At 50.6% G+C, this 26,291-nt stretch carries 25 protein-coding genes, 7 tRNA genes and 2 pseudogenes; 10 read left to right on the forward strand and 24 right to left on the reverse strand.

Going from position 1 to position 26,291, the window contains the following annotated elements; genetic code table 11:
- Window positions 1–20: 20 nt before the first annotated feature.
- A pseudogene (locus tag CWI35_RS07420) lies at window positions 21–827 on the reverse strand (SpoVR family protein); the annotation flags it as partial.
- Between the two features lie 159 nt (window positions 828–986).
- On the opposite strand from CWI35_RS07420, the gene CWI35_RS07425 reads away from it, so the two are divergent.
- On the forward strand, window positions 987–1,592 hold the full coding sequence (locus tag CWI35_RS07425) for a DedA family protein (RefSeq protein ID WP_011230077.1): 606 nt from the start codon (window positions 987–989) through the stop codon (window positions 1,590–1,592).
- A 29-nt stretch (window positions 1,593–1,621) separates the two neighbouring features.
- On the opposite strand, the gene CWI35_RS07430 is transcribed toward CWI35_RS07425, so the two are convergent.
- Window positions 1,622–1,870: a hypothetical protein gene (locus CWI35_RS07430; protein ID WP_025039331.1), complete on the reverse strand. Its 249-nt coding sequence runs from the start codon at window positions 1,868–1,870 to the stop codon at window positions 1,622–1,624.
- A 180-nt stretch (window positions 1,871–2,050) separates the two neighbouring features.
- On the opposite strand from CWI35_RS07430, the gene CWI35_RS07435 reads away from it, so the two are divergent.
- Window positions 2,051–2,308: a YhdB family protein gene (locus CWI35_RS07435; protein ID WP_013146280.1), complete on the forward strand. Its 258-nt coding sequence runs from the start codon at window positions 2,051–2,053 to the stop codon at window positions 2,306–2,308.
- Between the two features lie 47 nt (window positions 2,309–2,355).
- Here the strand turns inward: CWI35_RS07435 and CWI35_RS07440 are convergent, their stop codons facing one another.
- Window positions 2,356–4,113 (reverse strand): phospho-sugar mutase, encoded by a 1,758-nt coding sequence (locus CWI35_RS07440; RefSeq protein ID WP_011230074.1) that lies wholly within the window; start codon window positions 4,111–4,113, stop codon window positions 2,356–2,358.
- Between the two features lie 116 nt (window positions 4,114–4,229).
- Window positions 4,230–4,676: a CBS domain-containing protein gene (locus CWI35_RS07445; RefSeq protein ID WP_011230073.1), complete on the reverse strand. Its 447-nt coding sequence runs from the start codon at window positions 4,674–4,676 to the stop codon at window positions 4,230–4,232.
- A 173-nt stretch (window positions 4,677–4,849) separates the two neighbouring features.
- Between CWI35_RS07445 and CWI35_RS07450 the strand changes: the two genes are divergently transcribed.
- The 3 genes and pseudogenes from CWI35_RS07450 to CWI35_RS07460 all read left to right on the forward strand — a co-directional run.
- Complete coding sequence (locus tag CWI35_RS07450; protein WP_011230072.1) at window positions 4,850–5,287, forward strand: disulfide formation protein C; 438 nt, start codon at window positions 4,850–4,852, stop codon at window positions 5,285–5,287.
- Complete coding sequence (locus tag CWI35_RS07455) at window positions 5,284–5,757, forward strand: thioredoxin family protein (protein WP_011230071.1); 474 nt, start codon at window positions 5,284–5,286, stop codon at window positions 5,755–5,757. The genes CWI35_RS07450 and CWI35_RS07455 overlap by 4 nt, the downstream gene beginning before the upstream one ends.
- Before the next feature lie 3 nt (window positions 5,758–5,760).
- Window positions 5,761–5,925, forward strand: a pseudogene (locus CWI35_RS07460) (zinc ribbon domain-containing protein); the annotation flags it as partial.
- A 157-nt stretch (window positions 5,926–6,082) separates the two neighbouring features.
- On the opposite strand, the gene CWI35_RS07465 reads toward CWI35_RS07460, so the two are convergent.
- Complete coding sequence (locus CWI35_RS07465; protein ID WP_014194938.1) at window positions 6,083–6,481, reverse strand: YhcU family protein; 399 nt, start codon at window positions 6,479–6,481, stop codon at window positions 6,083–6,085.
- Window positions 6,482–6,619: 138 nt separating this feature from the next.
- On the opposite strand from CWI35_RS07465, the gene CWI35_RS07470 reads away from it, so the two are divergent.
- A complete protein-coding gene (locus CWI35_RS07470; protein ID WP_011230069.1) occupies window positions 6,620–7,519 on the forward strand; it encodes an RluA family pseudouridine synthase in 900 nt (299 codons plus the stop codon).
- 74 nt (window positions 7,520–7,593) lie between these two features.
- Here the strand turns inward: CWI35_RS07470 and CWI35_RS07475 are convergent, their stop codons facing one another.
- From CWI35_RS07475 to CWI35_RS07495, 5 genes are all read right to left on the reverse strand, one after another.
- Window positions 7,594–8,934: a hemolysin family protein gene (locus tag CWI35_RS07475; RefSeq protein WP_011230068.1), complete on the reverse strand. Its 1,341-nt coding sequence runs from the start codon at window positions 8,932–8,934 to the stop codon at window positions 7,594–7,596.
- 111 nt (window positions 8,935–9,045) lie between these two features.
- Window positions 9,046–9,738, reverse strand: a complete 693-nt coding sequence (locus CWI35_RS07480) for a zinc metallopeptidase (RefSeq protein ID WP_011230067.1) — start codon at window positions 9,736–9,738, stop codon at window positions 9,046–9,048.
- 147 nt (window positions 9,739–9,885) lie between these two features.
- Entirely contained in the window at window positions 9,886–10,713 is an 828-nt protein-coding gene (locus tag CWI35_RS07485) for an aldo/keto reductase (RefSeq protein ID WP_025039068.1), read from the reverse strand.
- 282 nt (window positions 10,714–10,995) lie between these two features.
- On the reverse strand, window positions 10,996–12,258 hold the full coding sequence (locus CWI35_RS07490; RefSeq protein WP_025039067.1) for a dicarboxylate/amino acid:cation symporter: 1,263 nt from the start codon (window positions 12,256–12,258) through the stop codon (window positions 10,996–10,998).
- A 160-nt stretch (window positions 12,259–12,418) separates the two neighbouring features.
- Window positions 12,419–13,459: a TRAP transporter substrate-binding protein gene (locus CWI35_RS07495; RefSeq protein ID WP_014194935.1), complete on the reverse strand. Its 1,041-nt coding sequence runs from the start codon at window positions 13,457–13,459 to the stop codon at window positions 12,419–12,421.
- 313 nt (window positions 13,460–13,772) lie between these two features.
- Here CWI35_RS07495 and CWI35_RS07500 point away from each other — a divergent pair, with 313 nt between their 5' ends.
- Both CWI35_RS07500 and CWI35_RS07505 read left to right on the forward strand, forming a co-directional pair.
- Window positions 13,773–15,350, forward strand: a complete 1,578-nt coding sequence (locus CWI35_RS07500; protein WP_011230063.1) for an ATP-binding protein — start codon at window positions 13,773–13,775, stop codon at window positions 15,348–15,350.
- Between the two features lie 63 nt (window positions 15,351–15,413).
- A complete protein-coding gene (locus tag CWI35_RS07505; RefSeq protein WP_011230062.1) occupies window positions 15,414–16,094 on the forward strand; it encodes a response regulator in 681 nt (226 codons plus the stop codon).
- On the opposite strand, the gene CWI35_RS18555 is transcribed toward CWI35_RS07505, so the two are convergent.
- Together CWI35_RS18555 and CWI35_RS18825 are read right to left on the reverse strand one after the other, a co-directional pair.
- Window positions 16,040–16,558 carry a type 1 periplasmic-binding domain-containing protein gene (locus tag CWI35_RS18555; RefSeq protein ID WP_346426317.1) on the reverse strand — a complete coding sequence of 173 codons (519 nt, stop codon included), beginning with the start codon at window positions 16,556–16,558 and terminating at the stop codon, window positions 16,040–16,042. The genes CWI35_RS07505 and CWI35_RS18555 overlap by 55 nt on opposite strands.
- Window positions 16,519–16,794 (reverse strand): LacI family DNA-binding transcriptional regulator, encoded by a 276-nt coding sequence (locus CWI35_RS18825; protein WP_306372130.1) that lies wholly within the window; start codon window positions 16,792–16,794, stop codon window positions 16,519–16,521. Before CWI35_RS18825 ends, CWI35_RS18555 begins: the two co-directional genes overlap by 40 nt.
- Before the next feature lie 235 nt (window positions 16,795–17,029).
- On the opposite strand from CWI35_RS18825, the gene CWI35_RS07515 reads away from it, so the two are divergent.
- Window positions 17,030–17,740: a hypothetical protein gene (locus CWI35_RS07515; protein ID WP_023634418.1), complete on the forward strand. Its 711-nt coding sequence runs from the start codon at window positions 17,030–17,032 to the stop codon at window positions 17,738–17,740.
- A gap of 76 nt (window positions 17,741–17,816) precedes the next feature.
- Here CWI35_RS07515 and yhbH read toward each other — a convergent pair whose 3' ends face one another.
- The 5 genes from yhbH to queG form a co-directional block, all read right to left on the reverse strand.
- Window positions 17,817–18,974, reverse strand: a complete 1,158-nt coding sequence (gene yhbH, locus CWI35_RS07520) for a sporulation protein YhbH (protein WP_025039066.1) — start codon at window positions 18,972–18,974, stop codon at window positions 17,817–17,819.
- A 308-nt stretch (window positions 18,975–19,282) separates the two neighbouring features.
- The gene (locus tag CWI35_RS07525) at window positions 19,283–21,178 is read right to left on the reverse strand and encodes a PrkA family serine protein kinase (RefSeq protein ID WP_011229990.1); all 1,896 of its coding nucleotides are present in this window, start codon (window positions 21,176–21,178) and stop codon (window positions 19,283–19,285) included.
- 325 nt (window positions 21,179–21,503) lie between these two features.
- Complete coding sequence (trmL, locus tag CWI35_RS07530; RefSeq protein WP_011229988.1) at window positions 21,504–21,977, reverse strand: tRNA (uridine(34)/cytosine(34)/5-carboxymethylaminomethyluridine(34)-2'-O)-methyltransferase TrmL; 474 nt, start codon at window positions 21,975–21,977, stop codon at window positions 21,504–21,506.
- A gap of 20 nt (window positions 21,978–21,997) precedes the next feature.
- Window positions 21,998–22,861, reverse strand: a complete 864-nt coding sequence (locus CWI35_RS07535) for an amidase domain-containing protein (RefSeq protein ID WP_023634359.1) — start codon at window positions 22,859–22,861, stop codon at window positions 21,998–22,000.
- Window positions 22,862–22,922: 61 nt separating this feature from the next.
- Window positions 22,923–24,065 carry a tRNA epoxyqueuosine(34) reductase QueG gene (gene queG / locus CWI35_RS07540; protein WP_011229986.1) on the reverse strand — a complete coding sequence of 381 codons (1,143 nt, stop codon included), beginning with the start codon at window positions 24,063–24,065 and terminating at the stop codon, window positions 22,923–22,925.
- 52 nt (window positions 24,066–24,117) lie between these two features.
- Here queG and CWI35_RS07545 point away from each other — a divergent pair, with 52 nt between their 5' ends.
- Window positions 24,118–24,783, forward strand: coding sequence for a B3/B4 domain-containing protein (locus tag CWI35_RS07545; RefSeq protein WP_011229985.1), 666 nt, complete (start codon window positions 24,118–24,120; stop codon window positions 24,781–24,783).
- Window positions 24,784–25,083: 300 nt separating this feature from the next.
- Here CWI35_RS07545 and CWI35_RS07550 read toward each other — a convergent pair.
- From CWI35_RS07550 to CWI35_RS07580, 7 genes are all read right to left on the reverse strand, one after another.
- Window positions 25,084–25,155: transfer RNA gene (locus CWI35_RS07550), tRNA-Glu, on the reverse strand.
- Between the two features lie 4 nt (window positions 25,156–25,159).
- Window positions 25,160–25,252 (reverse strand) — tRNA-Ser (locus tag CWI35_RS07555).
- Window positions 25,253–25,259: 7 nt separating this feature from the next.
- Window positions 25,260–25,334: transfer RNA gene (locus CWI35_RS07560), tRNA-Asn, on the reverse strand.
- 209 nt (window positions 25,335–25,543) lie between these two features.
- Window positions 25,544–25,617 (reverse strand) — tRNA-Ile (locus CWI35_RS07565).
- Between the two features lie 6 nt (window positions 25,618–25,623).
- Window positions 25,624–25,694: transfer RNA gene (locus tag CWI35_RS07570), tRNA-Gly, on the reverse strand.
- A 320-nt stretch (window positions 25,695–26,014) separates the two neighbouring features.
- Window positions 26,015–26,087: transfer RNA gene (locus tag CWI35_RS07575), tRNA-His, on the reverse strand.
- Window positions 26,088–26,094: 7 nt separating this feature from the next.
- Window positions 26,095–26,170: transfer RNA gene (locus CWI35_RS07580), tRNA-Thr, on the reverse strand.
- Window positions 26,171–26,291 lie beyond the last annotated feature (121 nt).

Here is a 26,291-nt window from a genome sequence, read left to right on the forward strand (position 1 = left end):
ATATTTAAAGCTCCTTTGCGAAACGAAGCCCAGCCTTCGTTCATGATTTTCGTCTCCAGCTGCGGCCAAAAATAAAGCATTTCCTCGCGCATCATCGTTAAAATGTCGCGTTGCCAATCCTCCAGTTCGCGGCTGTATTCTTCAATGAACAATAGCACATCTTTTTCCGGTTGCGGCGGAAACTTGCGCCGTTTTTTTCGCGGCGGCGTTTTCAGTTTGTCTCGCTCGTCAAGCGACCATAAATCGTCGTACGGCGTCGATGTTTTCGGAGGCTCCTCCTCTTCGTACACTTCCGTATCTTCCCACGTCCATGACAGCTTTGGCCGCAGGAGCGAGGGATCGATATGCTCCTGAATGGCCAAGACGGCATCCAAAAATTTTTCCACTTCCAATTTTCCGTATTGATGTTCATAATGCTTGATCCGCTCCGCTGTCGCCGCCATGCTTTCCACCATATCGCGCTTCGTGTTGCTGAAGCGGACGTTGTTTTTGAAAAAGTCGCTGTGGGCCAACACGTGGGCGACGATCAGCTTATTTTGGATGAGCGTATTCGTATCGAGCAAAAACGCGTAGCAAGGGTCCGAATTGATGACGAGCTCGTAAATTTTGCTTAACCCTAAATCATAATGAAGCTTCATTTTGTAAAACTGTTTCCCAAAGCTCCAGTGGGAAAATCGCGTCGGCATCCCATAGGCACCAAACGTATAAAGAATGTCCGCCGGGCAAATCTCATAGCGCATCGGGTAAAAATCAAGCCCAAATCCTTCTGCGATTTCCGTAATTTCCGCAATCGCCCGTTCCAACTCTTTCAGCTCGTCCTGCCGCATCCATCTCCCCCCTTTTTCCTCTTATCACAATGTATGAGGGAAACGGCGTTTTGATACGTTCCATCGTTTGGCATGAACGCGCAGCGCCCCATTTTCATTTGTGGACCGTTGGCTTATAATGGTCATATACAAGAAATCGCGGCAAAGCGTGGTGGTCATTTGCAGCACTATTTGCATTATCTTATCGAACACTTCGGCTACATCGGCATTATGGTTGCGCTGATGCTCGGCATTGTTGGGCTGCCGATCCCCGACGAGCTGCTGTTGACATATGCCGGTTACCGCGTTTCAACGGGGGCGTTTTCGTATCCGCTCGCTTTTCTTTCCTGCTGGCTTGGAGCCATCATTGGCATCTCGCTCAGCTATATGCTCGGGATTACGCTCGGGCTGCCGTTTTTGCATAAATTCGGTCCCAAGCTCCATCTTACAGAAAAACGGCTCGAGCAAACGAAAGCGCTTTTTTCGAAGCTCGGCCCAGCGGTATTGTTCATTTGCTATTTCATCCCCGGCGTTCGGCATCTCGCCGCCTTTTGGGCCGGCATGAACGCCTACCGTTGGAGAAAGTTTGCCTTGTTCGCCTACAGCGGGGCGATGGTGTGGGTCGCTGTCTTTTTGACGATCGGCGCCTATTTTGAAAGCCGCTGGATGGCCGTCAAGCAGTACATCCATGCCTACCGTCCATTCTTATTTCCAGTCTTTTTGGTCGCTCTTGGTTTCGCCATCTTCTATTGGTACATCCAGCAAAAGCGAAAAACACCGGGGTAATCTCCGGTGTTTTTCATTCTCTATGCGCGCTATACGTTCTCGCGCGGGCCGCGATGGTACGTTTCTGTCAGCAATCCCATAAACAGGCCGAATCCGAACATAAACATCGAGGCCCCGATAATGCCGAGACTGATGATCGTCAAGAAATAGTCTTTGTTGTAAGCGCTTGCGATAAAACTAAGCAAAAACAGTACGACTCCGACAATCAATCCCACTGACGCCATCCATTTGCACATGTTGATCATTTCTTGCCCTTCGTGCCGTTTGTTCATTCTCATCATCCCCTTATTTTGAGGATACTACCCTTGTCACAAAATTGCAACATTTATTTTTCCTTTTTCGTTTTCATTTCGGTTATAATTTATATTTTGCCTTCTGTCGCAACATTTACAGGGCAACAAAACGCCCCACCGTCATACACTAACAATGACTCCTTCTTGATAAAGGAGGCATGCCGCTTGAACACCGTCGACTATGATAAGGCGCTCTATTACACGCATCGCTCCGAATGGGACAATTTGCTCATTTTAATGGTGCGTACGCCTGATGATATTCTGTCAAAAAAAATTGAAAAGTTTCTCCACGCTTATAATTTTGAACATGACTACTCCGTCATCCAGGAGCGGTTGCACGCCTTGCTTCGCTATATTGACCATGCGCTTGAAGTGAGCGAACAAAAAATGGGAGTCGAGCAGTACGCGCAGTTTTACTCGTAAAACGAACGGGGAATTGGCCGATGCCAATTCCCCGCAGATTGTGCTGATCATTGCGCATAAGAAGGAGAAACGGTGCTGAGCACATCCTTTACGCGCTGCATGACGGCTTCTGTTAAGCGGGCTAGTCTTTCTTCGCTGTCCTCCAGCGACGTCCCTTTGACGCCGAAGTACGCCTTCATTTTCGGCTCCGTCCCTGATGGACGCAGACAAAACCACGAGCCATCCTCCAAGATATACTTGAGCACATTGGATGTCGGCAAATCAATGGCCGTTTTTTCGCCGGTCAACGTGTTCGTCCGCTCTTTCGTTTTGTAATCCTCAATCACCGTCACCTTTTTCCCCGCGGCCTCCACCGGCGGCTGTTGGCGGAACGACGCTAAAATCGCGGCAATCGCCTCTGCTCCTTCTTTGCCTTTCAGCGTGAGCGATCGTTGCCCCTCGCGATAATAGCCGTACTGGTCAAACAATTGCAAGAGCGCCTCATACAACGATAGCCCTTGCTTTTTATAAAACGCGCACACTTCCGCCGCGAGGACAGCCGCCTGCACGGCATCTTTGTCGCGGACAAAATCGCCGATCAGATACCCATAGCTTTCCTCATATCCGAACTGGAACGCATATTGCCCTGTTTGTTCGTATTCCTTCATTTTTTCGCCGATGAATTTGAAACCGGTCAACGTATCGACCGTCTCAAGACCAAACGATTGGGCGATCGCCCGACCAAATTCAGACGTCACGATCGTTTTTAAGACAACACCATTTTCCGGCAGAGTGCCTTGAGCTTTTCGTTGCGACAGCAAATAGTGGAGCAACAAGCCGCCGGTTTGATTGCCGGTCAGCACGACATAGTTTCCCTTGTCATTTGTAACCGCCACGCCCATCCGGTCGGCATCCGGGTCGGTGGCGATCAACAGATCGGCGTTCACTTGCTTGCCCAACTCCATCGCCATAGCGAAGGCCGCGTGTTCTTCCGGATTGGGCGAGGCGACCGTCGAGAAATTCGGATCCGGCAGCTCCTGCTCTTTGACGACAAAGACGTTTTGGTAGCCGAGCTCAGCGAGCGCGCGGCGCACCGGTTTGTTTGACGTGCCGTGAAGCGGCGTAAACACGATATTGATCGCCGCTTCCCGAGCGAGCTCCGGATGGATGGAAATCGTTTTGACCGCATGGATATAAGCATCATCGACTTCGCTTCCGATGATGCGAATAAGACCTTTTTCTCTTAACGTTTCCTCATCTTCCACATGAATGGCGAGCTCATTTTCGACTTCATTGACATAGCGGATCACTTGGTCGGCGACAGCAGGCGGCAGCTGTCCCCCGTCCTCTCCATACACTTTATAGCCGTTATATTCGGGCGGATTATGGCTAGCGGTGATGACAATGCCGGCAAACGCCCGCAAATAGCGAACAGCAAACGACAGTTCCGGCGTTGGACGCAATTCATCAAACACGTATGTTTGAATGCCGTTCGTAGCCAACGTTTTCGCCGCCTCCATCGCAAATTCCGGCGACTTATGCCGGGAGTCATAGGCAATGACGACCCCGCGTTGCTTCGCCTCATCCCCAAACGATTGTATGTATCGCGCCAATCCTTCCGACGCTTTTCGCACCGTATACATGTTCATTCGGTTCGTCCCCGGGCCAATCTCGCCGCGCATGCCGCCGGTGCCGAATTCGAGATTTTTGTAAAAGCAATCCTCCAGCCATCGTTCATCATTGCGGCGTTGTTCCAACAACCGCTTCAATTCCGGATCGAGCTGCGGCTCACGCAGCCATTGTTCGTATTTTTGTCTCCACTCCATCGCTGTTCCCCCTTGATTTTCATTTTCCCTGTTTATGTATTCGCTCCCATCATACAATATACCTGCCAAAAGAAAAAGGATGCCCTGGAAAAAATGTGGGCATCCTTTTTCCCCCATTACCCTTGCGGCTGCGACGGCTCCGAAATGTTCGTCAACGCCTGTTCAGCCGCTTCGTTTGATGCGCTGTTCGTCGCAATATCGCCTAGCGCAACAATGCCTTGAAGCTGGTTGTTTTCCACGATCGGCAAACGGCGAACTTGATGTTGGGCCATGACATTCGCGGCTTCCTGTACGCTCATATTCGGCGTACCGGTGACGACTTGGTTCGTCATGACCTCCGCTACTTTGACGGTCGACGGGTCTTTTCCTTGGGACGAAACACGCAACGTAATATCGCGGTCCGTAATCATCCCTTTGACTTGCCCGTTTTCCACAACCGGAAGCGCCCCAATATTTTTTTGGCTCATGATTTGCGCTGCTTCTTGCACCGTTTGGTTCGGCGAAATCGTTGCGACGTTTTTCGTCATAATGTCCTGCACTTTGTTTCCGCTGTTGTTCGTCAATGTGATCCTCCCCTTTCACCGATTAGTATGGCTCGTTTGTCGAGCGATATAGATAGAAAATGTTGTTTTCTTTCCTGCCCTTTGCCGGTTATGAATGGACGTGCCGTTTTCCATCCCTTATAATGGAGCTAACGGAGGCAAGATCGGGAACATGATGGGAAGAAGGAGAGAACATGGAACGAGAAAAACGTGCGGAGAACTTGCTTTTGGCCGCATGGGCGACCGCGCTCATCGCCACGCTCGGAAGCCTTTATTTTTCTGAAGTGCTCGGCTTTATTCCTTGTGATCTTTGCTGGTTTCAACGCATTTTTATGTACCCGCAAGTCGTGATTTTAGGAATCGCCATTGTGCGCAAAGACGCTGCGGCAGCTCGCTATAGCTTCACACTGTCATTGATTGGCGGGGGTATTTCTCTGTATCATTATGGATTGCAAAAAATTCCGCTGCTTCAAGAATACGCCATCAGCTGCGGCCGCATTCCGTGCACAGGGCAATATATAAACTGGCTTGGATTTATCACCATTCCATTTTTGGCGTTCACTGCCTTTATGATCATTATGTTGTTAAGTTGGACCGTCATGCGCCAGCAAAGAAAGGAGAGCGAACGTTGAAAAAACTGCTCGCATTTGGCGGCATCATTGTCGTCCTGTTCGCTGCGATCGCGTTTATTACGATGTACGAACAAAAAGAAGCCGCAAGCAACAATCCTTACCATAAAAGTGAGCTCAACCCAGCCACCATCGCCCAACTTGACGACCCGAACTACCGCAACATTATTTTGCCCGCGGAGTTGAAACAGCAGCTGGCTGACGGCAAGACGCTCACCGTTTACTTTTACAGCCCGACATGCCCTCACTGCCAGCGGACAACGCCGATCGTCGTGCCGCTCGCAAAGGAGCTTGGCATCGATTTAAAGCTGTTCAACTTGCTTGAATTCGAAGACGGGTGGGATGCGTACCATATTGAAGCCACCCCGACGATCGTCCATTACGAAAACGGCAAAGAAATCAAACGCATCGAAGGGTATCATGACGAACAAACGTTCCGAAACTGGTTTTCCTCATTGCACAGTGACAAGTGAAGATGGGTGAATCCGACCTACACAAGTCAAACATGCCGATGCGGGCATCGAGAGAAAGCGAACCGAAACGGCATCCGCTTCCGATGCCAAAAGTGCGGATACACCCTCCACGCCGACTTGAATGGCGCGATCAACATCGCCAAAGCGATTTCGGGCTTCGCCGCCTAACCTAGCGCACCGGTCGCAGGTGCGCCGCCCATTGGGGTACATCCTAACCCGATGGGACGGGGTGATGACACACCCCCGAACTTGGGCGTTGTCCGAACCAGAAATGGATGAGGGTGTTAACGACCCAAGAATCCCACACCTTTAGGCGTGCGGATTGTCAAATCACCCATTGGCTCGCCGGAGGCGCATACACGCTGCACGGCCAAAGCCGCCTGCAAGTGAACTGCTTGGCATGAAAAGGAAAGGCAATGCCATGGCGGGCCAAAATCTTTTGATTGCGAACAAACAGCCATTCATACTGTTCCAAATCCCCATGCTCTCCGATATGTTCGATGACGGTAATGAGCGATTGCAACGCTGAAATGATTTGGAAAGCCTCTTTCATCGTTCCATTATATGCCACATGTTCGTGATCCAGCGAAAGAATGCCCCATTCCTCAAATTGACGGATTTGTTCATCATCGAAGTAATACGGGAACACATCGGTATAAAAGTAGTTGAGCAAATACTGCATGTAATGCTCTTGTTCCGGAGTCGCTGCATACATCATTTTCAACGTCCATACCACCTTTTCTCGCCGCAATGCTTGCGTTTTCCATCACTAAGACGATACTATGAGTGTACCATATCTCGCGCAAGGATAGGGGTAGAAAGTGTTTCCACAGCTAACAAACAATTGGGAGTGTGACAACCTTTGTGGACAAGAAAAGGCGATTGGCTGGAATGCATCATCCCTAGCTGGTGGAGCGGTTTGACGATTGAACAGCTCCTGAAAGACGTATGGGCCGCCTCGAAAAAGCTCGCCCACCGTTGGCGGATGGAACACGGCGTCAAACTGAACGGCCAGGCTGTTCCCTGGAAGACGGTGCTCAACGAACGCGACCGGCTTCAGCTTTACGCATATGAGCCGGAGCCGTCGTTCATCGTTCCAGAATATCGGGAGCTTTCGATTTTATGGGAGGACGACCATCTGCTCGTCTTGAACAAAGAAGCCGGCATCGACATTCATCCGTCCGAACCGGGGCAAACCGGCACGCTCGCCAATGCGGTCGCGTTTTATTTGCAGTCGCAGGCAATTTTAACAAAAGTGCGCCACATTCACCGACTTGACCGCGACACGTCGGGAGCGATTTTATTTGCCAAACACCCGCTTGCCGGTGCGACGCTCGATCGGATGCTCGCCCACCGTGCCATCAAGCGGACGTACGTCGCCCTTGTTCACGGTCGTTTGTCCCCGAAATCAGGAACCATTTTCGCGCCAATCGGCCGCGACCGCCACCATCCAACGCGCCGGCGCGTCTCGAAGACGGGGGCAAAAGCGGTGACACACTATCGCGTCATCAAAACATTCCCGTCAACATCGCTTGTCGAGCTTTCTCTCGAGACTGGACGGACGCACCAAATCCGCGTCCATTTGGCCCATCTCGGCCATCCGCTCGTCGGCGATGTGCTTTATGGCGGCAAACCAGTGTTTCATCGCCATGCGCTTCATGCCGCTAAGCTAACGTTCCGCCACCCGTTTACAAACGAAGAGGTCATTTGTCTCGCGCCAACAAGCGATTTTCCCACCGACCTTTCGCGCATTTACCATTGATCTACCCTGCTGTCCTTCAATGGAGGAGGGGATTTCTCGGCCGAAACGAGAAAAGGCAGACGCCCCCGTCTGCCTTACAAACGCAACTCCTCCTCTTCGGCGCCTGCCGCCTCCTCCTCTTTGCTCGGCTCTTTTTTTGCCACTTCCAGCGATTTCACATGATGGCCATCCATTTCCTTCACCGTAAACAAGTAGCCATCGATTTCTACACTCTCGCCTGGTTTGATATCATAATGCTTCGTTAAAATCCAGCCGCCGATCGTATCGACGTCATCATCGTCAATGTCCAGCCCAAGCAAATCATTCACTTCGCTGATCAACACTTTGCCATCCAAGATCAATCGATCGTCTATTTTTTGAATCAGCGGCGTTTCATCAATATCAAACTCATCTTGGATTTCGCCAACGATTTCTTCCAAAATGTCCTCGACTGTAACCAGTCCAGACGTGCCGCCGTATTCATCGACCAAAATCGCCATATGGATGCGTTCTTTTTGCATTTTGACCAACAAATCGTGAATGGCGATCGATTCAATCACTTGAATGATCGGGCGGATATAGTCTTTCATCTGCTTTTCGTTGGACGGATTGGCAATAAAGTCCGTAAACACCTCTTTCACGTTGATGAGTCCAAGCACATGGTCTTTATCGCCGTCAATGACCGGATAGCGCGTATACTTTTCTTCGCGAATGATGTCCAAGTTTTCCTTGACGCTTTTGTTAATATCGAGCGCCACAATTTCTTTGCGCGGCACCATAATTTCTTTCGCTATGCGGTCGTCAAAACGAAAAATGTTATTGACATAGCGGTACTCTGACTGATTGATCTCCCCGCTTTTGTAGCTTTCTGATAAAATGAGGCGCAACTCCTCCTCAGAGTGGGCGATTTCATGCTCCGCCACCGGCCTGAGGCCAAACAGGCGCGTCACGAGCCGCGCAGAGTTGTTGAGCGTCCAAATGAACGGATACATGATTTTGTAAAACCAGATGAGCGGCTGAGCCGTAAACAGCGTAATCGCTTCCGCCTTATGAATGGCAAACGTCTTCGGCGCTAATTCACCGACGACGACATGCAAAAAGGTGATGAGCGAAAACGAAATGATAAACGCTAAAAAGTGGGAGACGGATTCCGATAAATGGAGGCGTTCAAACAGCGGCAGCAACATCCGCGCCACCGTCGGCTCCCCAAGCCAGCCAAGGCCAAGCGAGGTGAGCGTAATGCCGAGCTGGTTCGCCGATAAATAGCCGTCCAAATTCGAAATCACTTTTTTCGCCGCGACCGCCCGTCGATTCCCTTCATTGACAAGCTGATCGATGCGCGAGCTGCGCACCTTGACGATCGCAAATTCAGAAGCGACAAAAAAGGCGGTGCAAGCGATGAGAAACGCCACCAACAGCAAACTGGCTATATCCAATTCGTCTCCGAGCGCGGATGAAGCGCCCAGGTTACACCTCCTGCACACAAAAGTTTCCATTGCAGCTGATAGACGATGATGCCGCTGGGCCGCCTTAGGCGGCCCAATATGTTACGATTCCTCATTATTGTTCCCTTGGGTGAAAATGAGCACATATTTCAGCAGCTCAAACACGGCAATCAACGTTGCCGCGACGTATGTCAGCGCCGCCGCGCCAAGCACTTTGTTTACGCCGCGCGCTTCATTTGGGGCGATCAACCCTTCAGCCAGCATAAACCGCTTCGCCCGTGCGCTCGCGTTGAACTCCACCGGCAAGGTAATGATTTGGAAGGCCACCGCCAGCGAGAAAAACAAAATGCCGAGTCCAATCAGCGAAAATTGATGGAGCACAAATCCAACGAGCAACAACAACGGCGCAACGCCCGAAGCGAAGTTCACAATCGGAAACATCCGGTGGCGAAGGACGAGCGCAGCGTAGCCTTGCTGGTGTTGAACGGCATGGCCAACCTCGTGGGCGGCAACGGAAATGGAAGCGATTGAACGCCCATAAAAGACCGGCTCCGACAAACGGACCGTGCGGGAAATCGGATCATAATGGTCGGACAATCTCCCTGGCACGACCTCCACCGGCACATGGTGCAGCCCGTGGCGGTCTAAAATCATGCGCGCCACTTCCGCCCCCGTCAACCCCGATGAGGCTGGAACTTCAGACCAGGCATTGAAATTGCTTGATACCTTCCATTGCGCCCAAAGCGATATCAGGAAGGCGATAAAAATGAAAATATCCATCGGATGGAATAGCATCACAGCACCCTCCGTTTTTTCAATGTTCATCAAATGTGTATACTATTATTTATTGTACTTGCTCACCTTTTCATACGTCAAACGGCCCGCTCCGGTTTCAAAAAAAAACAGCGCCTGCATCGAGGCGCTATTTGGCTGATGGGGACATCAAAAATTGAAATTGTCTGGGTCAGGACCGACCCGTTTGTTCAAGTTCAACGCGTCGATCTGTTTCATTTCTTCGTCGGTCAGCGAGAAATCAAAAATATCAGCGTTTTCCTTGATCCGCGCCGGCGTCACCGACTTCGGGATCGTCACAACGCCGTGTTGCAAATCCCAGCGCAACACCACCTGCGCCGGCGTTTTCCCGTACTTGCGCCCAATGTCAATGATCGTCGGTTCGCTTAAAATTTCCCCGCGCATGAGCGGCGACCATGCTTCAAGCTGGATGCCGTTTTCCCGGCAAAACGTAAGCAACTCTTTTTGCGTCAGGCGCGGGTGATACTCGACTTGGTTGACCATCGGCTTGGTTTCACAATCCGCCAGTACATCTTGCAAATGGTGGATATGGAAATTGCTTACGCCGATCGCGCGCACATAACCGTCTTTATACAACTTTTCCAGCGCCTTGTACGTCTCTTTATACTTCCCTTTCACCGGCCAGTGGACCAAATACAAGTCGACATAATCGAACCCGAGTTTTTTCAAACTTTTGTCAAACGCCTTCAGCGTCGTCTCATACCCTTGATCGGTGTTCCATACTTTCGTTGTCACGAACACTTGTTCGCGAGGAATGCCGGATTCGCGGATCGCTCGACCGACACCTTCTTCGTTTTCATAAAAAGCGGCTGTATCGACATGGCGGTAGCCGATCTCGAGCGCGGTGCGCACCGCGCTTCTTACTTCCTCCCCTTCTTTGACTTTATAAACGCCAAGGCCGACCCAAGGCATTTTCACCCCGTTATGCAAAGTGGCGCAATCTTGCAGGCCGTTCATATCCTCTCCTCCTCGAGCGTCATTATAGTTTCATTATGGGAAAAGAGGGAAAGAAAATCAAAATATATGCTTGCTCTCCTTTCTCACTTCCCCACGTCCCTCTTGTTCTTTCTTTAGGGGAAAATCAACGCAAAAACGAGGGGAAACGTTCCCCTCGCGCTGTCATTGCATTCCTTTTTTCATCCATTCGGCGATTTGCAGCGTGCGGCTCCTTTCCCGACGCAGTCAGAAACATGCGAACGGAAAAGCTGTCAATTGGACTTGCAGATCGGCTCCTGACTCTTATTTGGCCACGCTCATCGAGGCGCGCTCCACTTCAGCTTCGTTCGGATGAAACTCGTTTTCCATTTTCGAAACAACCACTGTCGCTACAGCATTGCCGATAATATTCGTAATCGCCCGCGCTTCCGACATGAAGCGGTCAACCCCAAGCAACAAGGCGATGCCTTCGACCGGAATCATCGGGAACGCCGCCAAAGTCGCTGCCAACGTAATGAATCCCGAACCGGTAACCCCTGCTGCCCCTTTCGAGGTGAGCATTAATACGCCAAGCAACGTCAGCTCTTGCCAAATGGTTAAATCAATGCCGTACGCTTGGGCGATGAAAATGGCTGCCATCGACAGGTAAATCGATGTGCCGTCTAGGTTAAACGAATACCCTGTCGGAACGACAAGACCAACAACCGATTTCGAGCACCCGTATTTTTCCAAACGTTCCATCAGCCGCGGCAGCGCTGATTCAGACGAAGACGTGCCCAAAACAAGCAACAGTTCCTCTTTGATATAAGCGAGAAACTTAAAGATGTTAAACCCATAAAACTTGGCAATCCCGCCAAGCACGACGAAAATGAAGAGCGCCATCGTAATGTAAACAGAACCCATCAGTTTACCGAGCGACACGAGCGATCCGAGGCCGAACGTGCCGATCGTGTACGCCATCGCGCCGAACGCGGCGATCGGCGACACCTTCATAACCATGTTGACGACGCCGAAGAAAATTTCTGCCAGCCGTTCAAACAAGGAAATCACTGGTTTTGCTTTTTCCCCAAGCGCGGCAGCCGCTAAACCGAACAACACGGCGAAGAAGAGCACCGGAAGCAGTTGGCCGCTCGCCATCGCGGCAACGACGTTGTCGGGAATGATGCTTAAAATGAAGTCAACAAAACCGTGGCTTGTTTCTTCCGCTTGTTTCGTGTATTGTGAAATGTCGCCGCCTTTTACTGCATCGGTATGAAACCCAACCCCTGGTTTGACAAGGTTGACGACGACAATCCCGATCGCCAACGCAAACGTCGTGACAATTTCAAAATAAATGAGCGCCTTGCCGCCGATGCGGCCGACCTTTTTCAAGTCGCCCATATTGCCGATTCCGATGACGACGGTGAAGAAAATGATCGGGGCGATCACCATTTTAATCAGCTTAATAAATCCGTCTGCCAATACTTTTAACTTCGCTCCGAATTCTGGAAATAGAAATCCGACAATGATCCCTAAAATAATGCCGATGATGACTTGCACCGTCAAGTTTTTCAGTTTTCTCCGCATTTCTCCCACTCCTTTCGATATATTGGCAACGCTTTCAACATTATCATAAAGAAAAATCGTTGAAATCAAAATATTATGGTGATAATGGTCGTTTTGGTCTTTTTGGTCTTGACCTTTTTTGCTGTTCAAAAACAAAAAAGCTTCCGCCCGCGGAAGCCTATTACGATCCTCTAATTTCATTCAAAAGCCCGGAACCAAACTGCCTCGTAAACTCGTCGTACAGCGGGGCGAACTTCTGCTCCCATTTCCGTTTCTCCTCTTCCGACAGCCGGTAAAGGAAGACATCTTCACGCCGCTCGAGCTGCTTGAGCTCCCGTTCGTTTTGCTCTTTCGACTGCTCTAAATTCCAACGCGTCGCTTCAGCCATCGCTTCAGTTATTTTTTGCTGGATGTCTTTCGGCAAACTGTCCCAAAATGACTGATTCATCATGACTGCGTACCCGAGATACCCGTGATTGCTGATTGTAATATACGGTTGAAATTTGTAAAACCCTTTCGAATAAATATTAGAAATCGTATTTTCCTGCCCATCAAACTTATGCTGTTCAAGCTCCTGATAAACGCGGTCAAATGAAACAGCAACCGGTTCACCGCCAAGCAAACGAAACTGCTTTTCAATCACTTCGCTCGGCATAATGCGAAAACGCAAGCCGCGAAAATCGTCAGGGGCGATGAGCGGACGGGTTGTGCTCATCATTTGCTTAAATCCATTGCTCCAAAACGCCAGTCCTTTAATTCCTTTTGCCTCCAGCATCCGAAGCAGCTCGGCGCCCACTTTTCCAGTAAACACGCGGCGCACGTCGTCCTCATCGCGGAACAAAAACGGCAAATCGAGCACTTGCCATTCGGGGACAAGCTCTGTCACCTTTGAAAATGATGGCGCGATCATTTGCACGTCGCCGCGCAACAGCGCATCAAGCTCTTCCCCATCCGAATAAAGCGAGCCGTTCGGGAACACTTCGACTTTGACGCGGCCGTTTGTTTTTTGCTCGACGAGCTCGGCAAACTTTTGCGCCGCCAACCCTTTTGGCGTATTCTCTGCTACGACATGGCTGAAATAAATAATGATTTGCTTTTTCAACCCCTTTTGCTCGTCGTCATAAACAAGTGGTTCACGTCCCAGTTGACGGCTAGCTGCCCAGCCGACCAGACCGAGGCCGACAAACAAAAGGATTGTCCATGCTCTCCACTTTTTCCCCATTGTTCACACCATTCTTCCATCCTATTGCTAAAATTGCACTCCAACGGAATGCTCCCCGCCGACTCGAATCATTGAAGCAAAAAAGCGGCTGGAGCTCACGGATTCGGTTTGAAAGCAGCAATCGCCACGCCTTACGTATGCCCCATCTTCTATGCTGGCGGGCAGAATATTTGTTCCCCACCGCCATTTTACACCTTTCGTTTCTTTCCATTCAAGAAGATTTGGTATAATGAAAAAAAACGTTGATTTATTCCTTTCCCGATTCATATGGCATGTTCAACAGCAATCATGATTGCCAAAAAGGAGTTCCGCCATGAACCGGCTGCCGATTCGCTGGAAAATTACGATTTTGATTTTCGCCATCGTCAGCTTTTCCATGTTGCTGAGCGGTGTATTCATCATCAGCGACTTTTTCCATACAAAGGAGGAGGAACTCAGCCAGCGCGCCTTGCTAACCGCGCGCACCGTCTCCGAGATGCCCGAAGTCAGACGCCATATTGTCGAAAACAAACAAAGCCGGGCGCTGATCAATCCGGTCGTCGAGCGGGTGCGCGTCATTCACAGCGCCGACTATATCGTCGTTCTCGATATGAACAAAGTGCGCCTCTCCCATCCGCTTCCTGCGATGATCGGCACGATCTCCCGCGGTGCTGATGAGGGGCCGGCGTTTGCCGAACATACGTACACTTCCAAAGCCCGCGGGGAAATCGGGACAGTGGTTCGCGCCTTCGTTCCCATTATGAACAGCGATCACGAACAAATTGGCGTCGTCATCGCCGCCTACCGGTTGCCGACGTTTTTTGAAGCCATTGATTCTTTGAAAGAAGAAGCTGCTGTAGCGGTCGTTTTGTCGCTCGTTGTCGGTGGAATTGGCGCATGGCTGCTCGCCTCCCATATCAAGCGGCAAATGTTTGAGCTGGAACCGCATGAGATCGCCAAGCTGCTGATCGAACGGACGGAAGCGTTTAACGCCATGCATGAAGGCGTCATCGCCATTGACAGCGATGAAAAAATTACCATCTTCAACGACCGGGCAAAACAAATGCTCGGCGTCAAAGGGGATGTCATCGGCCGATCGATCCGTTCCATCATTCCGGACACACACCTTCCGGAAATCTTGGAAGTAAACAAGCCGATTTACAATAAGGAGTTGCAGATCGGCAATTTAACGATTTGGAGCAACCGCATCCCGATCAAAGTCAACGGAAAAACGGTCGGCGCCATCGCCATTTTCCAAGACCGGACGGAAGTGAAACGGCTGGCCGAAGAATTGACGGGCGTAAAGGCGTTTGTCCACGCCTTGCGCGTGCAAAATCATGAATACATGAACAAGCTTCATACGATCGCCGGCCTTATTCAGCTCGGCCATATTGAAAAAGCGCTCGAGTACGTGTTCCAAGTTACAGAGGAACAAGCAGAACTGACGCAGTTTTTAAGCCGCAACATCAAGGACGAAAGCATTTCTGGATTGCTCTTAAGCAAAATCCGCCGCGGCAAGGAGCTCGGCATCCGCGTGACAATCGACCGGCACAGCCGGCTGCACCGCTTTCCGCCGCATCTCGATCACCATGATTTTGTTGTTCTCCTTGGCAATTTAATTGAAAACGCCTTCGATGCCTTTCGCGGCGTAACCGACCGGGAAAAAGAAATTTACGTCAGCCTTGAACAAAATGAAGAAATTTGTTCCCTCTCGGTCGAAGACAACGGCCAAGGCATTGCTCGCGAGCATATTGACCGCATTTTTGATGAAGGCTTTTCAACCAAAGGGGAAAACGGACGCGGCATCGGCTTGTATTTGGTGAAGCAAATTGTGGAAAAGGGAAACGGGCGCATCGATGTGCAGTCGGAGGAAGGGAAAGGAACGGTGTTTACTGTTACCTTTGATATGTGACTACCCATTCATGTAGCGGCGGCCGCGAAAGACACTCCCGTCGAGACGAAGGAGGAAAAGGCTATGTATCGCGTGTTGTTGATCGAGGATGACCCGATGGTGCAAGAAGTGAACCGGCAAATGATTGAACAAGTGGACGGCTTCACCGTCATCGGCCTCGCTCGAAACGGTGAAGAAGGACTCCACCTCATTCACGAGCTCCGTCCGGATTTAGCGATGATTGATATTTACATGCCGCAGCTGGACGGCCTTGAAACATTAAAACAAATCCGCGCCCGCGGCCATGAAGTTGATATCATCGCCATTACCGCGGCGAGCGACATTGAAACGGTGCGCCGCGTCCTGCAAAACGGCGCCTTCGATTACATTGTGAAACCGTTTAAATTTGAACGGCTCAAACAGGCGTTGGAAAATTATCGGACGTTCCGCCGGTCGCTTGCGGAAAAGGAATCGCTCACCCAGGTGGAACTCGATGCCCTAAGGCGGGCGACTGAACAACCGGCCGGACCGTCCTCCGAGCTTCCGAAAGGACTGAATGAGGTAACATTGGAAAAAGTGATCGCCTATTTGCGCCAACACCGCTTCCCCGTTTCCGCCGAGGAAGTGGCCGAAGGAGTCGGCATCGCCCGCGTCACCGCCCGCCGCTATTTGGAGTACCTTGAGAAAACGGGAAAAGTCGTGCTCGATGTTCAATACGGCGGCGTCGGACGCCCAGTGAATCGGTACCATCTGAAAGCAACATAACACGATGCCGTTTCGAGCGGCTTCAAGCTGGTTGTCAGAGACGGAAAGCCAGGCCCTATTATGCCGTATCCCGCACCAGCAACCGGGCAGGCAGCTCTTCCTGCTTTCGCGTCACATTGCCTGTCTCCAGCCAATGATGAATCAGGCGAAACGCTTTCCCTCCCAGCTGAAAATGTGGCAAAGCGACGGTGTAAACAGCAAGAAAATCGTGCTCTCTGACATGTTCGCATAAAAACGATGGGACCGTCTTCCTGATAAGCGGCAAACGCCTCCCAGCCCACTTCGCGGGAGCACACGATCAGCCCATCCATTTGCCTCATCCGCAGCCGCTCTAACGCCTCGAGTTCCCTCTCCACGTCATAATTCGTCTGAACCAAAAGCAGTTGGTAGCCATAACGGAGCGCCTCTTTGGGTATACCTCCCATTATCGCAGAAAAATAAGGATGATGAATGTACGGAAGCATAACGCCGACAATCGCTGCCCTTCCTTTCGCCAAATGGACGGCCTGAATATTTTTCGTGTAATTGAGCTTCTCCACTGCTTCCCAACCGTCTTCCGCTTTTCCTCGCTCACATACGGATATCCGTTCAACACCCTTGATACAGCAGCCACCGATACGCCTGCCTCTTTCGCCAAGTCACGGATATTGGCCATATTCACACACTCCCTAAAAAAGACTTGCCTTGAAACGCGTTTCATACATTATTGTGGATCCTGCCATCTAGTATACATGAGGAGGGGGACAACATGCTTTACGGATTTGCTTCACGCGTTCTGCTCGTCGCCGCTGTTTGGGGCGGGGCGCATATCGCCTTGCACGTCAAACAACGTGCAAAAACAAACAAGCAGAAAAAATAGGGAAACCATTCTGTTTGTTTCCACCGTTTCAATTGGTATAATGGGGAGTATATGGAGAACATAAGGAGGAATGAACATGACTCGATACTGGAAACTGTTGTTCTCTCTCGCTGTCGCCTCCGCCTTGCTGGTTGGCTGCGGAATGAAAGCGCAGGAGTCAGCAACAAAAGCAGCGAAAGAACAACAGCCAGCCGCCTCAAGAGAAACGTCCGCCAATGTGCAGCCGCCAAACGAAAAGCAAGCTTCTTCCGGCCAATCGGATGCGGCGGCGAGTAGACAAGCAGCCGCAAAGGAAGAAACCTCCGGGCAGCCGCCCGCTGACGAAGAGCAACCTGCCTCTTCGCAGCCAACGACTTCTTTGTCCTATCGGACAGGAAACCAAACCATCACCGAAACAGCGACGCTGCAAACGAGCGACAATCAACATTTTTCCCTCTATGTTTTGGAAGGGTGGACGCTTGACGCCGAAGAACCGAGTGCCGATGTCCTGCTTCATGGCGACGCATTCGCCCGCATCCGCTTGCTTTCTCCGGGTGAAACAAACTATGAACAACTAGCGAAAGAACATGCCCAAGCAGTCGACGCCAACGCCGCCCGCCAACAAACGGACGGGTTGCCTAAGCCGTTCACTGATGCGGTTTGGTACACCGCCCAAACAGACGGCGTCACGGTTCATGTCATCGCCAGCGCCCAACCGACGCCGATGCTATTGACCGTACACGCTCCAAGCAGCGAAGACGTGCTTGGCGCCGTGCTCGCCATGGTTGCTACATTACAAAAGCAATAACGTATCCAACGGGGAAGGAAACCGCTCTTCCCCGCTTCCAAAAAAAAAGAAATCCCCCTTCCAGCCAACAAGAGGATCAAACAAGCTGCTTGCTCTCTTCTTTGCGGAAAAATGTTTTCATCGCGTGGAACACATCCGATTTTTGCTTCAAAATATAGTAGCGGAACTTTTCATCCTTAATATTGCGATACGCCGACATGAGCGTGGAATGGCGATTGTACTGGTTGACTTCCCCATACCCAAACATGTTCGATACTTTCATCAGCTCCTGAACAAGCTTCACGCAGCGGGCATTGTCCGATGTCAGGTTGTCGCCGTCCGAGAAGTGGAACGGATAAATGTTGTAGCGCGACGGTGGATATTTTGTCTCAATGAGTTCAAGCGCCTTGCGGTAGGCTGATGAGCAAATCGTTCCACCGCTTTCCCCTTTCGTGAAAAACTCCTCCTCACTGACGACTTTTGCTTCCGTATGATGGGCGATAAAGGCGATGTCCACCGTTTCGTATTTCGTGCGCAAAAAGCGGGTCATCCAGAAGAAAAAGCTGCGTGCCATATATTTTTCCCACATGCCCATCGATCCGCTTGTGTCCATCATCGCCAAGACGACCGCCTTCGATTCTGGTTTGACGACTTCGTTCCACGTTTTAAACTTCAAATCTTCACGGTAAATCGGATAAAAGCCTGGTTTGCCGTTCATGGCATTGCGCTTGAAGGCAGCGAGCATCGTCCGCTTCTTATCGATATTCCCCATCAGCCCGGTGCGGCGGATGTCGTTAAATTCGATATGTTGGGTTACATTTTGATCCAGCTCTTTTCGTTGCAAGTTGGGCAGCTCCAATTGGCTAAAGAACGCTTCCTCAATCTCCATCAGCGACACTTCAGCTTCGTAATAATCTTGGCCCGGCAAATCGCCAGCACCTTGGCCTTTTCCTGGCCCCTGCCCCTCCCCGCTTCCGTCTCGGGCCACCACATCACCGACTTGGCTGTCTCCATTTCCTTGGCCGACGTGTTTGTTTTTCTCATAATTGTAGCGGATTTTGTATTCATCGAGCGAGCGGATCGGAATTTTAATCACATCGCGCCCGTTGGACATGATAATGCTTTCTTCCGTAATTAAGTCGGGCAAATTGTTTTTGATCGCTTCCTTCACTTTTTCTTGATGGCGCTTTTGATCATCATATCCTTTGCGGTGGAGGGACCAGTCTTCCTTCGATACAACAAAATTCCCCTTCATGTTTTCCCCTCCTTTGAAAAAATCATTTTCACACTTTTCGCTTTCCCGCATATACTTATGTTGGCGTCATCAAAACGGGCCATCACTATGCCAAGTTGGTTTATTTTATCGTATGCAAAAATTCAAAATAATTGACCAATGAATGAGGAAAATAGAAAAGTAGACAAGCCCGATTATCAGCTTCGCGCCCTCTTGTTCTCTTCCTTTTAGCGAAGCTCGCTGCGTCGTCTTTGCTCGACCCTCCCTGTGCAACTCGGTCAGACAGAGGAGGAGGATAAAAAAAGCATGCCTCAGCGCTTGAGGCATGCCTAGCGGTTCAACAAGCTGCCGACATAGCGGAGCAATTCGTTGGCTGACGTGGAGTTGTACCCGTATTCATCAATGAGGCGGGCGACGACTTCGTTAATTTTTTTCAACTGCTGCTCATCCGGTGTTTTCGTCGACGTTGTAATTTTCACAATATCTTTTAGATCAGCGAACAGTTTTTTCTGGATTGCCTCGCGCAGCCGTTCATGCGAGTTGTAATCAAATCGCTGCCCTTTGCGCGCATAGGCGGAAATGCGGATTAAAATTTCTTCACGAAACGCTTTTTTCGCATTTTCGGAAATGCCGATTTGTTCCTCGATCGAGCGCATCAGCTTTTCATCCGGATTCATTTCCTCGCCAGTGAGCGGATCGCGCAGTTTCGTCTTGTTGCAGTACGCCTCGACGTTGTCCAAATAGTTATCCATCAACGTTTTCGCCGACTCTTCATACGAATAGACGAACGCCTTTTGCACTTCTTGTTTGGCGATTTCGTCATATTCTTTACGCACAAGCGAAATGAAGTTCAAGTACCGCTCGCGGTCTTCCTTCGTGATCGACGGATGCTGATCCAACCCTTCTTTCAACGAACGAAGCACGTCAAGCGCATTGATCGACGGCACTCCTTTGCGAATGATGCAGGCAGAAATGCGGTTGATGACATAGCGTGGGTCGATGCCGCTCATCCCCTCGTCCGGATGCTCCTTTTTCAGCTCCTCCACATCGACCTCGCTGAATCCTTCGATCATTTCGCCATCATACAAGCGCATTTTCTTCAATAAATCCACATCCGGCCGCTTCGATTCTTTCAACCGCGTCAAAATCGTAAACATGGCCGCAATCCGCAACGTATGTGGAGCGATATGCACGTCGGCGACATCGCTTTCGCGGATCATTTTTTCGTAAATGCGCTCTTCTTCCGAGACGCGCAAGTTGTATGGAATCGGCATGACGATGATGCGCGAATGGAGCGCCTCGTTCTTTTTGTTGGCGATGAACGACCGATATTCCGTTTCGTTCGTATGAGCGATAATCAATTCGTCGGCGCTGATTAAAGCAAACCGCCCAGCCTTGAAATTGCCTTCTTGCGTCAGCGACAGCAAATGCCAAAGAAATTTTTCATCGCACTTTAACATCTCTTGAAATTCCATAATCCCGCGGTTGGCTTTGTTCAGCTCGCCGTCAAACCGGTACGCGCGCGGGTCGGACTCGGAGCCGTATTCCGCGATCGTTGAAAAATCGATGCTTCCCGTTAAATCGGCGATGTCTTGCGATTTTGGATCAGACGGACTGAACGTCCCGATGCCGACGCGGCGGTTTTCCGAGAAGAAAATGCGCTCCACTAGCACGTCTTCAATGCGTCCGCCGTACTCTTTCTCAAGCCGCATCATATTGAGCGGCGACAGCTCGCCTTCGATGCGAATGCCGTATTCGCGGTAAAAATCGTCGCGCAAATGGTGAGGAATGAGGTGAAGCGGATCTTCATGCATCGGGCACCCTTTAATGGCATACACCGCGCCGCGCTCTGTTTTTGAATACTCTTCAAGCCCACGCTTTAGCAAAGTCACAAGCGTCGACTTCCCGCCGCCAACTGGCCCCATCAGCAGCAAAATCCGTTTCCGCACATCAAGCCGCTTCGCCGCCGGGTGGAAATATTCCTCAACGAGCCGCTCAAGCGCCTCCTCAAGCCCGAACAGGTGCTGGCTGAAAAACTTATATCGTTTCCGCCCATTCACCTCTTCGACCCCAGCATCTTTGATCATATTATAAACACGCGAATGAGCCGACTGGGCCACCCACGGCTTTTCTTTTAAAATCTTTAAATACTCAGCAAACGTTCCTTCCCATTTCAACTTTTCTTCTTCTTCCCGATACCGGGCGATTTTTTGCAAAATATCCATAAAGGACCTCCTCACCCTTGGATGTCTAACAGCAAGATTATTACAATTTATGCGAGGATGTCCCGTATCATTCGCCGCAAAAAAAAATTTTGTCTCCTAACAACCAACTGCGGTCATTCACATGCTTGGCCATATTCGCTATAATAAAAGGGGAAACGCCTGCCACTTTCATTATGAAGGAGGAACAAACGATGCGCACTTTGCTTGTGCTAGGGGTTATCATTGCGTTTTTGACGGCCATTTTCACCGCTGGCTATGAAGACAAACCAGGCGTCAGACAATAAGACCAAAAAAACGACCTCCAGAGCGAAGGTCGTTTTTTTGTTTATGACAACCCATAAAACCGTTGTTGGCGCAACGCTTCGTACACTAAAATGGCCGCCGTGTTCGACAAGTTTAACGAGCGCACTTTGTCATTCATCGGGATGCGAAGGCAACGGTCCATATTGGCCTCAAGCAGCTCCTTCGGCAGTCCGGTCGTTTCACGGCCGAACACAAAGAAAATATGTTTTTCTGTATCGCTGAAATCAAACGAATCATAATACCGGCGCCCGAATTTCGTAATGAAATAAAACTCCCCTTCCGGAAAGCGGGCGAATAGTTCGTCAAGCGAGTCATAATACGAAATATTGACATACGGCCAATAATCAAGCCCGGCGCGCTTTAACATTTTATCATCCGTAGAAAAACCGAGCGGGCGGATCAAATGGAGCGACGTATCGGTTGCTGCGCACGTACGAGCGATGTTTCCAGTATTGGCTGGAATTTCTGGCTGGTATAGCACTACATGAAGCGGCATTTCCTTCACCTCAGCAACGTTTATTTGCGATCGATGATGTGAAAAAACTTATAGCGAATGTTCGGCGTATAGGCGCTTGAATCTTCATACGACCAATAGCGCATTCGGCTGTTTGTCGTATGGGCGTTCACAAGCGGCATCCCGTTCTGATCTTTCGCCACCACAATCGTTGAGTGGTCGAAGCGTCCGTCCCCTTGAAAATCATAACAGATGACATCACCTGCCATCAATTGCTCCGGCTCCGCCACTTCCACCGCCTGCAAGCCGATGCGCGACCCGCTCAAATACCAACGAAAAGCATGGGCCACAGCCCAGCTGTAACTCCAACTTCCGTGTTGACACCACCATCCCCTCGCCCGGTTCGGATAGCCCGTCATCGGCGCCCCGCCTGCATACAAGCATTGAGAGACAAAATTCGTGCAATCCACCGGAAACGACGGAAACACCGGGTTATGCCGATTCCACCACGTTTCCGCATACCGCACCGCCCGGGCGCGGTCATACTGGTAAGAAAGACGCTCCCCCGTCCATTGCTCTCGTTCGACGCGCGGCGCCTCCATATCCCCCCCCAACCGGTTGATCGGTTCATCAGTTACAAGCTCACCGCGAACAAAACAGGCGCATCGCTCCTCAACCTGTTCTTCTATATATAGTGAACCCCTTTGCTTAATTAAAAATTGATGGTGGGCAATATACATAACTTTCGCTTCCCGCTCGATGGTCTGCCTGCCGACAATTTGTCCCCGGATCGTGCAACGGACGATCTCCGCACCGCGCTTTTGGCAAAGCCGTTGCTTTCTTGCCGCCTCTTCGCTTCGGATATTGCTTTCCGACACAAACGAGCGGGCTCGCTCATCCAACCACGCGCGCAACTGTTTTTTCATGCTGCTTTCCACCACTTTCGTTTTTGTTACTACCTTATGTGGGGAAGCTGCGTTTTTTTCCCTATTCCTTTGCCTCAGCCAACAGTTTCAGTCCTTTTTCAATCTCAGCGATCACATCGGCATCCGCCTCCGTTTGCCGCGCGGCCTCCAAGTAAGGCTTAGCGCTTGGATCCCCGATTTTCCCGAGCGCCCACGCCGCCGTCCCGCGGATGACGGGACGGCTATCCTCTTTCAACAAACGCAGTAAGTGCGGCACCGCGGTTTGGTCTTTGTAATGGGCGAGCGCCAGAATGGCATTGCGCTGAATCGGCTTTTTCCCACGCCATGAACCCGCCATGGCCCCAAATGTTTCTTTAAATTCACGGTTGCTCATCTGAAGCAGCGGGATGAGCTTCGGCTTTACCGCTTCCGGATCCGGCTCGAATTCTGGATGCAAATGAAAGTCTTTCCCCTTATTTTCCGGGCAGACTTGCTGGCATGTATCGCAGCCGTACAGCCGGTTCCCGATTTTCTCCCGAAACTCGTCGGCTAAAAAGCCTTTCGTTTGCGTTAAAAAGGAAAGGCACCGCTGTGCGTTCAGTTGCCCCCCTTGCACAAGCGCCCCGGTCGGGCAGGCATCAATGCATTTCGTGCACGTGCCGCATCGGTTTTCAACCGGTTCATCAGGGGGAAATGGAATATTCGTAATCATTTCTCCCAAATACACATACGATCCAAACTCCGGTGTAATAATAGAGCAGTTCTTGCCGCTCCAACCGATCCCTGCTCGTTCCGCCACCGCCCGATCAGCGAGCTCTCCGGTATCCACCATCGAGCGAACGCGGGCATGGGGCACTTTGGCCAGCAAAAACTCCTCGAGCTGCTGCAAACGTTCCCGCAACACATCGTGGTAGTCCTTTCCCCATGAAGCGCGGCAAAAAACGCCGCGCCGTTCCGTCTTTGTCCCCCGCGGCGCATTTTTCATTTTAGACGGATAGGCAAGAGCAATGGCAATAATCGATTTTGCTTCCGGAAGAAGCAATGAAGGATTCGTCCGTTTCTCAATATCTGGTTCCTCAAAACCGGACTGATAGCCGAGCTCCTGCTGGCGGCGCAGCCGTTCCTTTAATTCAACAAACGGATCAGCGCTCGCAAATCCGATTTTATCAATGCCGATTGACCGACTGTACTCAATGACTTCCTGCTTTAATGCCATAACATCCATCGTTTTCCCTCCTTTCGTCATATATGGTAAAATGAAATCCGAGGTGATCAAGATGAAATGCGTGATATCAGAACAACTAAAGCAACGCCTTCCTTCTGGTAAATTCGGCGTCATCCGCTATCATCATATCGAGGTCAGCGATTCACCGCAAATGTTAAGGGGGAGGCTTGAGCTGTTTCAAGAATCTCTTTACATCGAGCTGCAGGAAAAGTCGATTGCCGACATCCCTGAGATGGTCGAATGGCGCCGTACTTTCAAACAAATCGGAACGGACCCAAGCCGCTATCGACCGTCAAGTGAAAGCCTGTACCGACGCATCCAGAAAAAAAGCTTCATTCCGCCTATCCATTCAGCGGCGGACATAAACAACTTTTTTTCACTCTATTATAAAATTCCGCTCGGCATCTATGATCTAGACCGCATCAACGGGACAGTGACGCTCACGATCGGCACGGAACAAGATGAATACATCGCGTTAAACGGCCGCACAGTCAACTTTGCCAACAAACTCGTCAGCAAAGATGAACGAGGGCCGTTTGGCAGTCCGATCGTCGATTCGGAGCGGACCGCCGTGACGAGAGAAACGAAAAACGCTTTGCAAATCGTTTACTTTCTCCCATCAACGCCAGAAGAAACCGCCAAGCGCCAGCTTCAAGCCATCCAAACGATGTTTGTGCAAATTCATGGCGGCGAAGCCGACGCCCAATTGTTCATTTGATCTTCCCCCCACTTTCCTGCTGTTGGAAACGGGGGACTCCCTCCCTACTTGAACTCTCTCCCACCTACGCTCACGCGTGGAAGTGGGGGTCTTCTCGGTTTAGGGTGATAAAGAAAAAAACGCAATGCCTCGTTCTTTAACGAAACGAAACACTGCGTTGTCCCCAACAATCATAACGTAATTTTAAAGCTAACGAGAGATATTATAACAGACTTCCACACGCATCGCAAGAAAAAAACGCAAAAATCGACAAAAGAAATTGTACAAAAGGGCACCAGAATCTCTGGTGCCAGCAACCAGTGACCCGTACGGGATTCGAACCCGTGTTACCGCCGTGAAAGGGCGGTGTCTTAACCACTTGACCAACGGGCCATTATGGCGGAGAAGGCGGGATTTGAACCCGCGCGCCGCAAAACTGCGACCTAACGGTTTAGCAAACCGTCCCCTTCAGCCACTTGGGTACTTCTCCAAAGAAATGGCTCCGCAAGTAGGATTCGAACCTACGACCTACCGGTTAACAGCCGGTTGCTCTACCGCTGAGCTATTGCGGAATGATGAATAACTATATGTTATGCACATCTTCCAAATGTGCTCGTTGCCTCTTCCTCTGCCAGCTAATTCAAGGAAGCGAGATGCGTCGAGGCAACTCGCAGCGAATTCGAAGATGTGAAGCTCGTCGCTCCGATTTTGCTGTGGAACGATGGGGCATTGTTCGCCCATTATTATAGCGAATGACCCAAAAATATTCAATGGAAAATAATGGGCCTAAGTGGACTTGAACCACCGACCTCACGCTTATCAGGCGTGCGCTCTGACCAGCTGAGCTATAGGCCCATAAAAAGCGGGTGATGGGAATCGAACCCACGACATCAGCTTGGAAGGCTGAGGTTTTACCACTAAACTACACCCGCATATCATTTAGTTGAACATCCGCCACGCTGCTTCCATGCCCCTTCCTCTACCAGCTGATTCACAGAAGCCAGATGCGTCGGGGCAACTCGAAGCAGATTCGATGATGCAGATGCTCGTGGCTGAGGTTTTACCACTAAACTACACCCGCATATCATTTAGTTGAACATCCGCCACGCTGCTTCCATGCCCCTTCCTCTACCAGCTGATTCACAGAAGCCAGATGCGTCGGGGCAACTCGAAGCAGATTCGATGATGCAGATGCTCGTGGCTGAGGTTTTACCACTAAACTACACCCGCAAATATAGAATATAATGAAAAGGGCGACTAGTGGGAATCGAACCCACGCATGCCAGAGCCACAATCTGGTGCGTTAACCACTTCGCCATAGTCGCCTCGTTCTGGTGCCGGCTGCAGGACTTGAACCCGCAACCTACTGATTACAAGTCAGTTGCTCTACCAATTGAGCTAAGCCGGCATATTTAAAATTAGCTAGTGACTCATGTTGTCTGCCTGGTTGTGCCTCTTCCTCTGCAAGCTGATTCGAGGAAGCTGAGTGCGTCGAGGCAACTCGCAGCCAATTCGATGATGCCGATGCT

Origin of the sequence: [Bacillus] caldolyticus, from assembly GCF_003595605.1 — a bacterium.
Classification (GTDB): Bacteria; Bacillota; Bacilli; order Bacillales; family Anoxybacillaceae; genus Geobacillus; species Geobacillus thermoleovorans.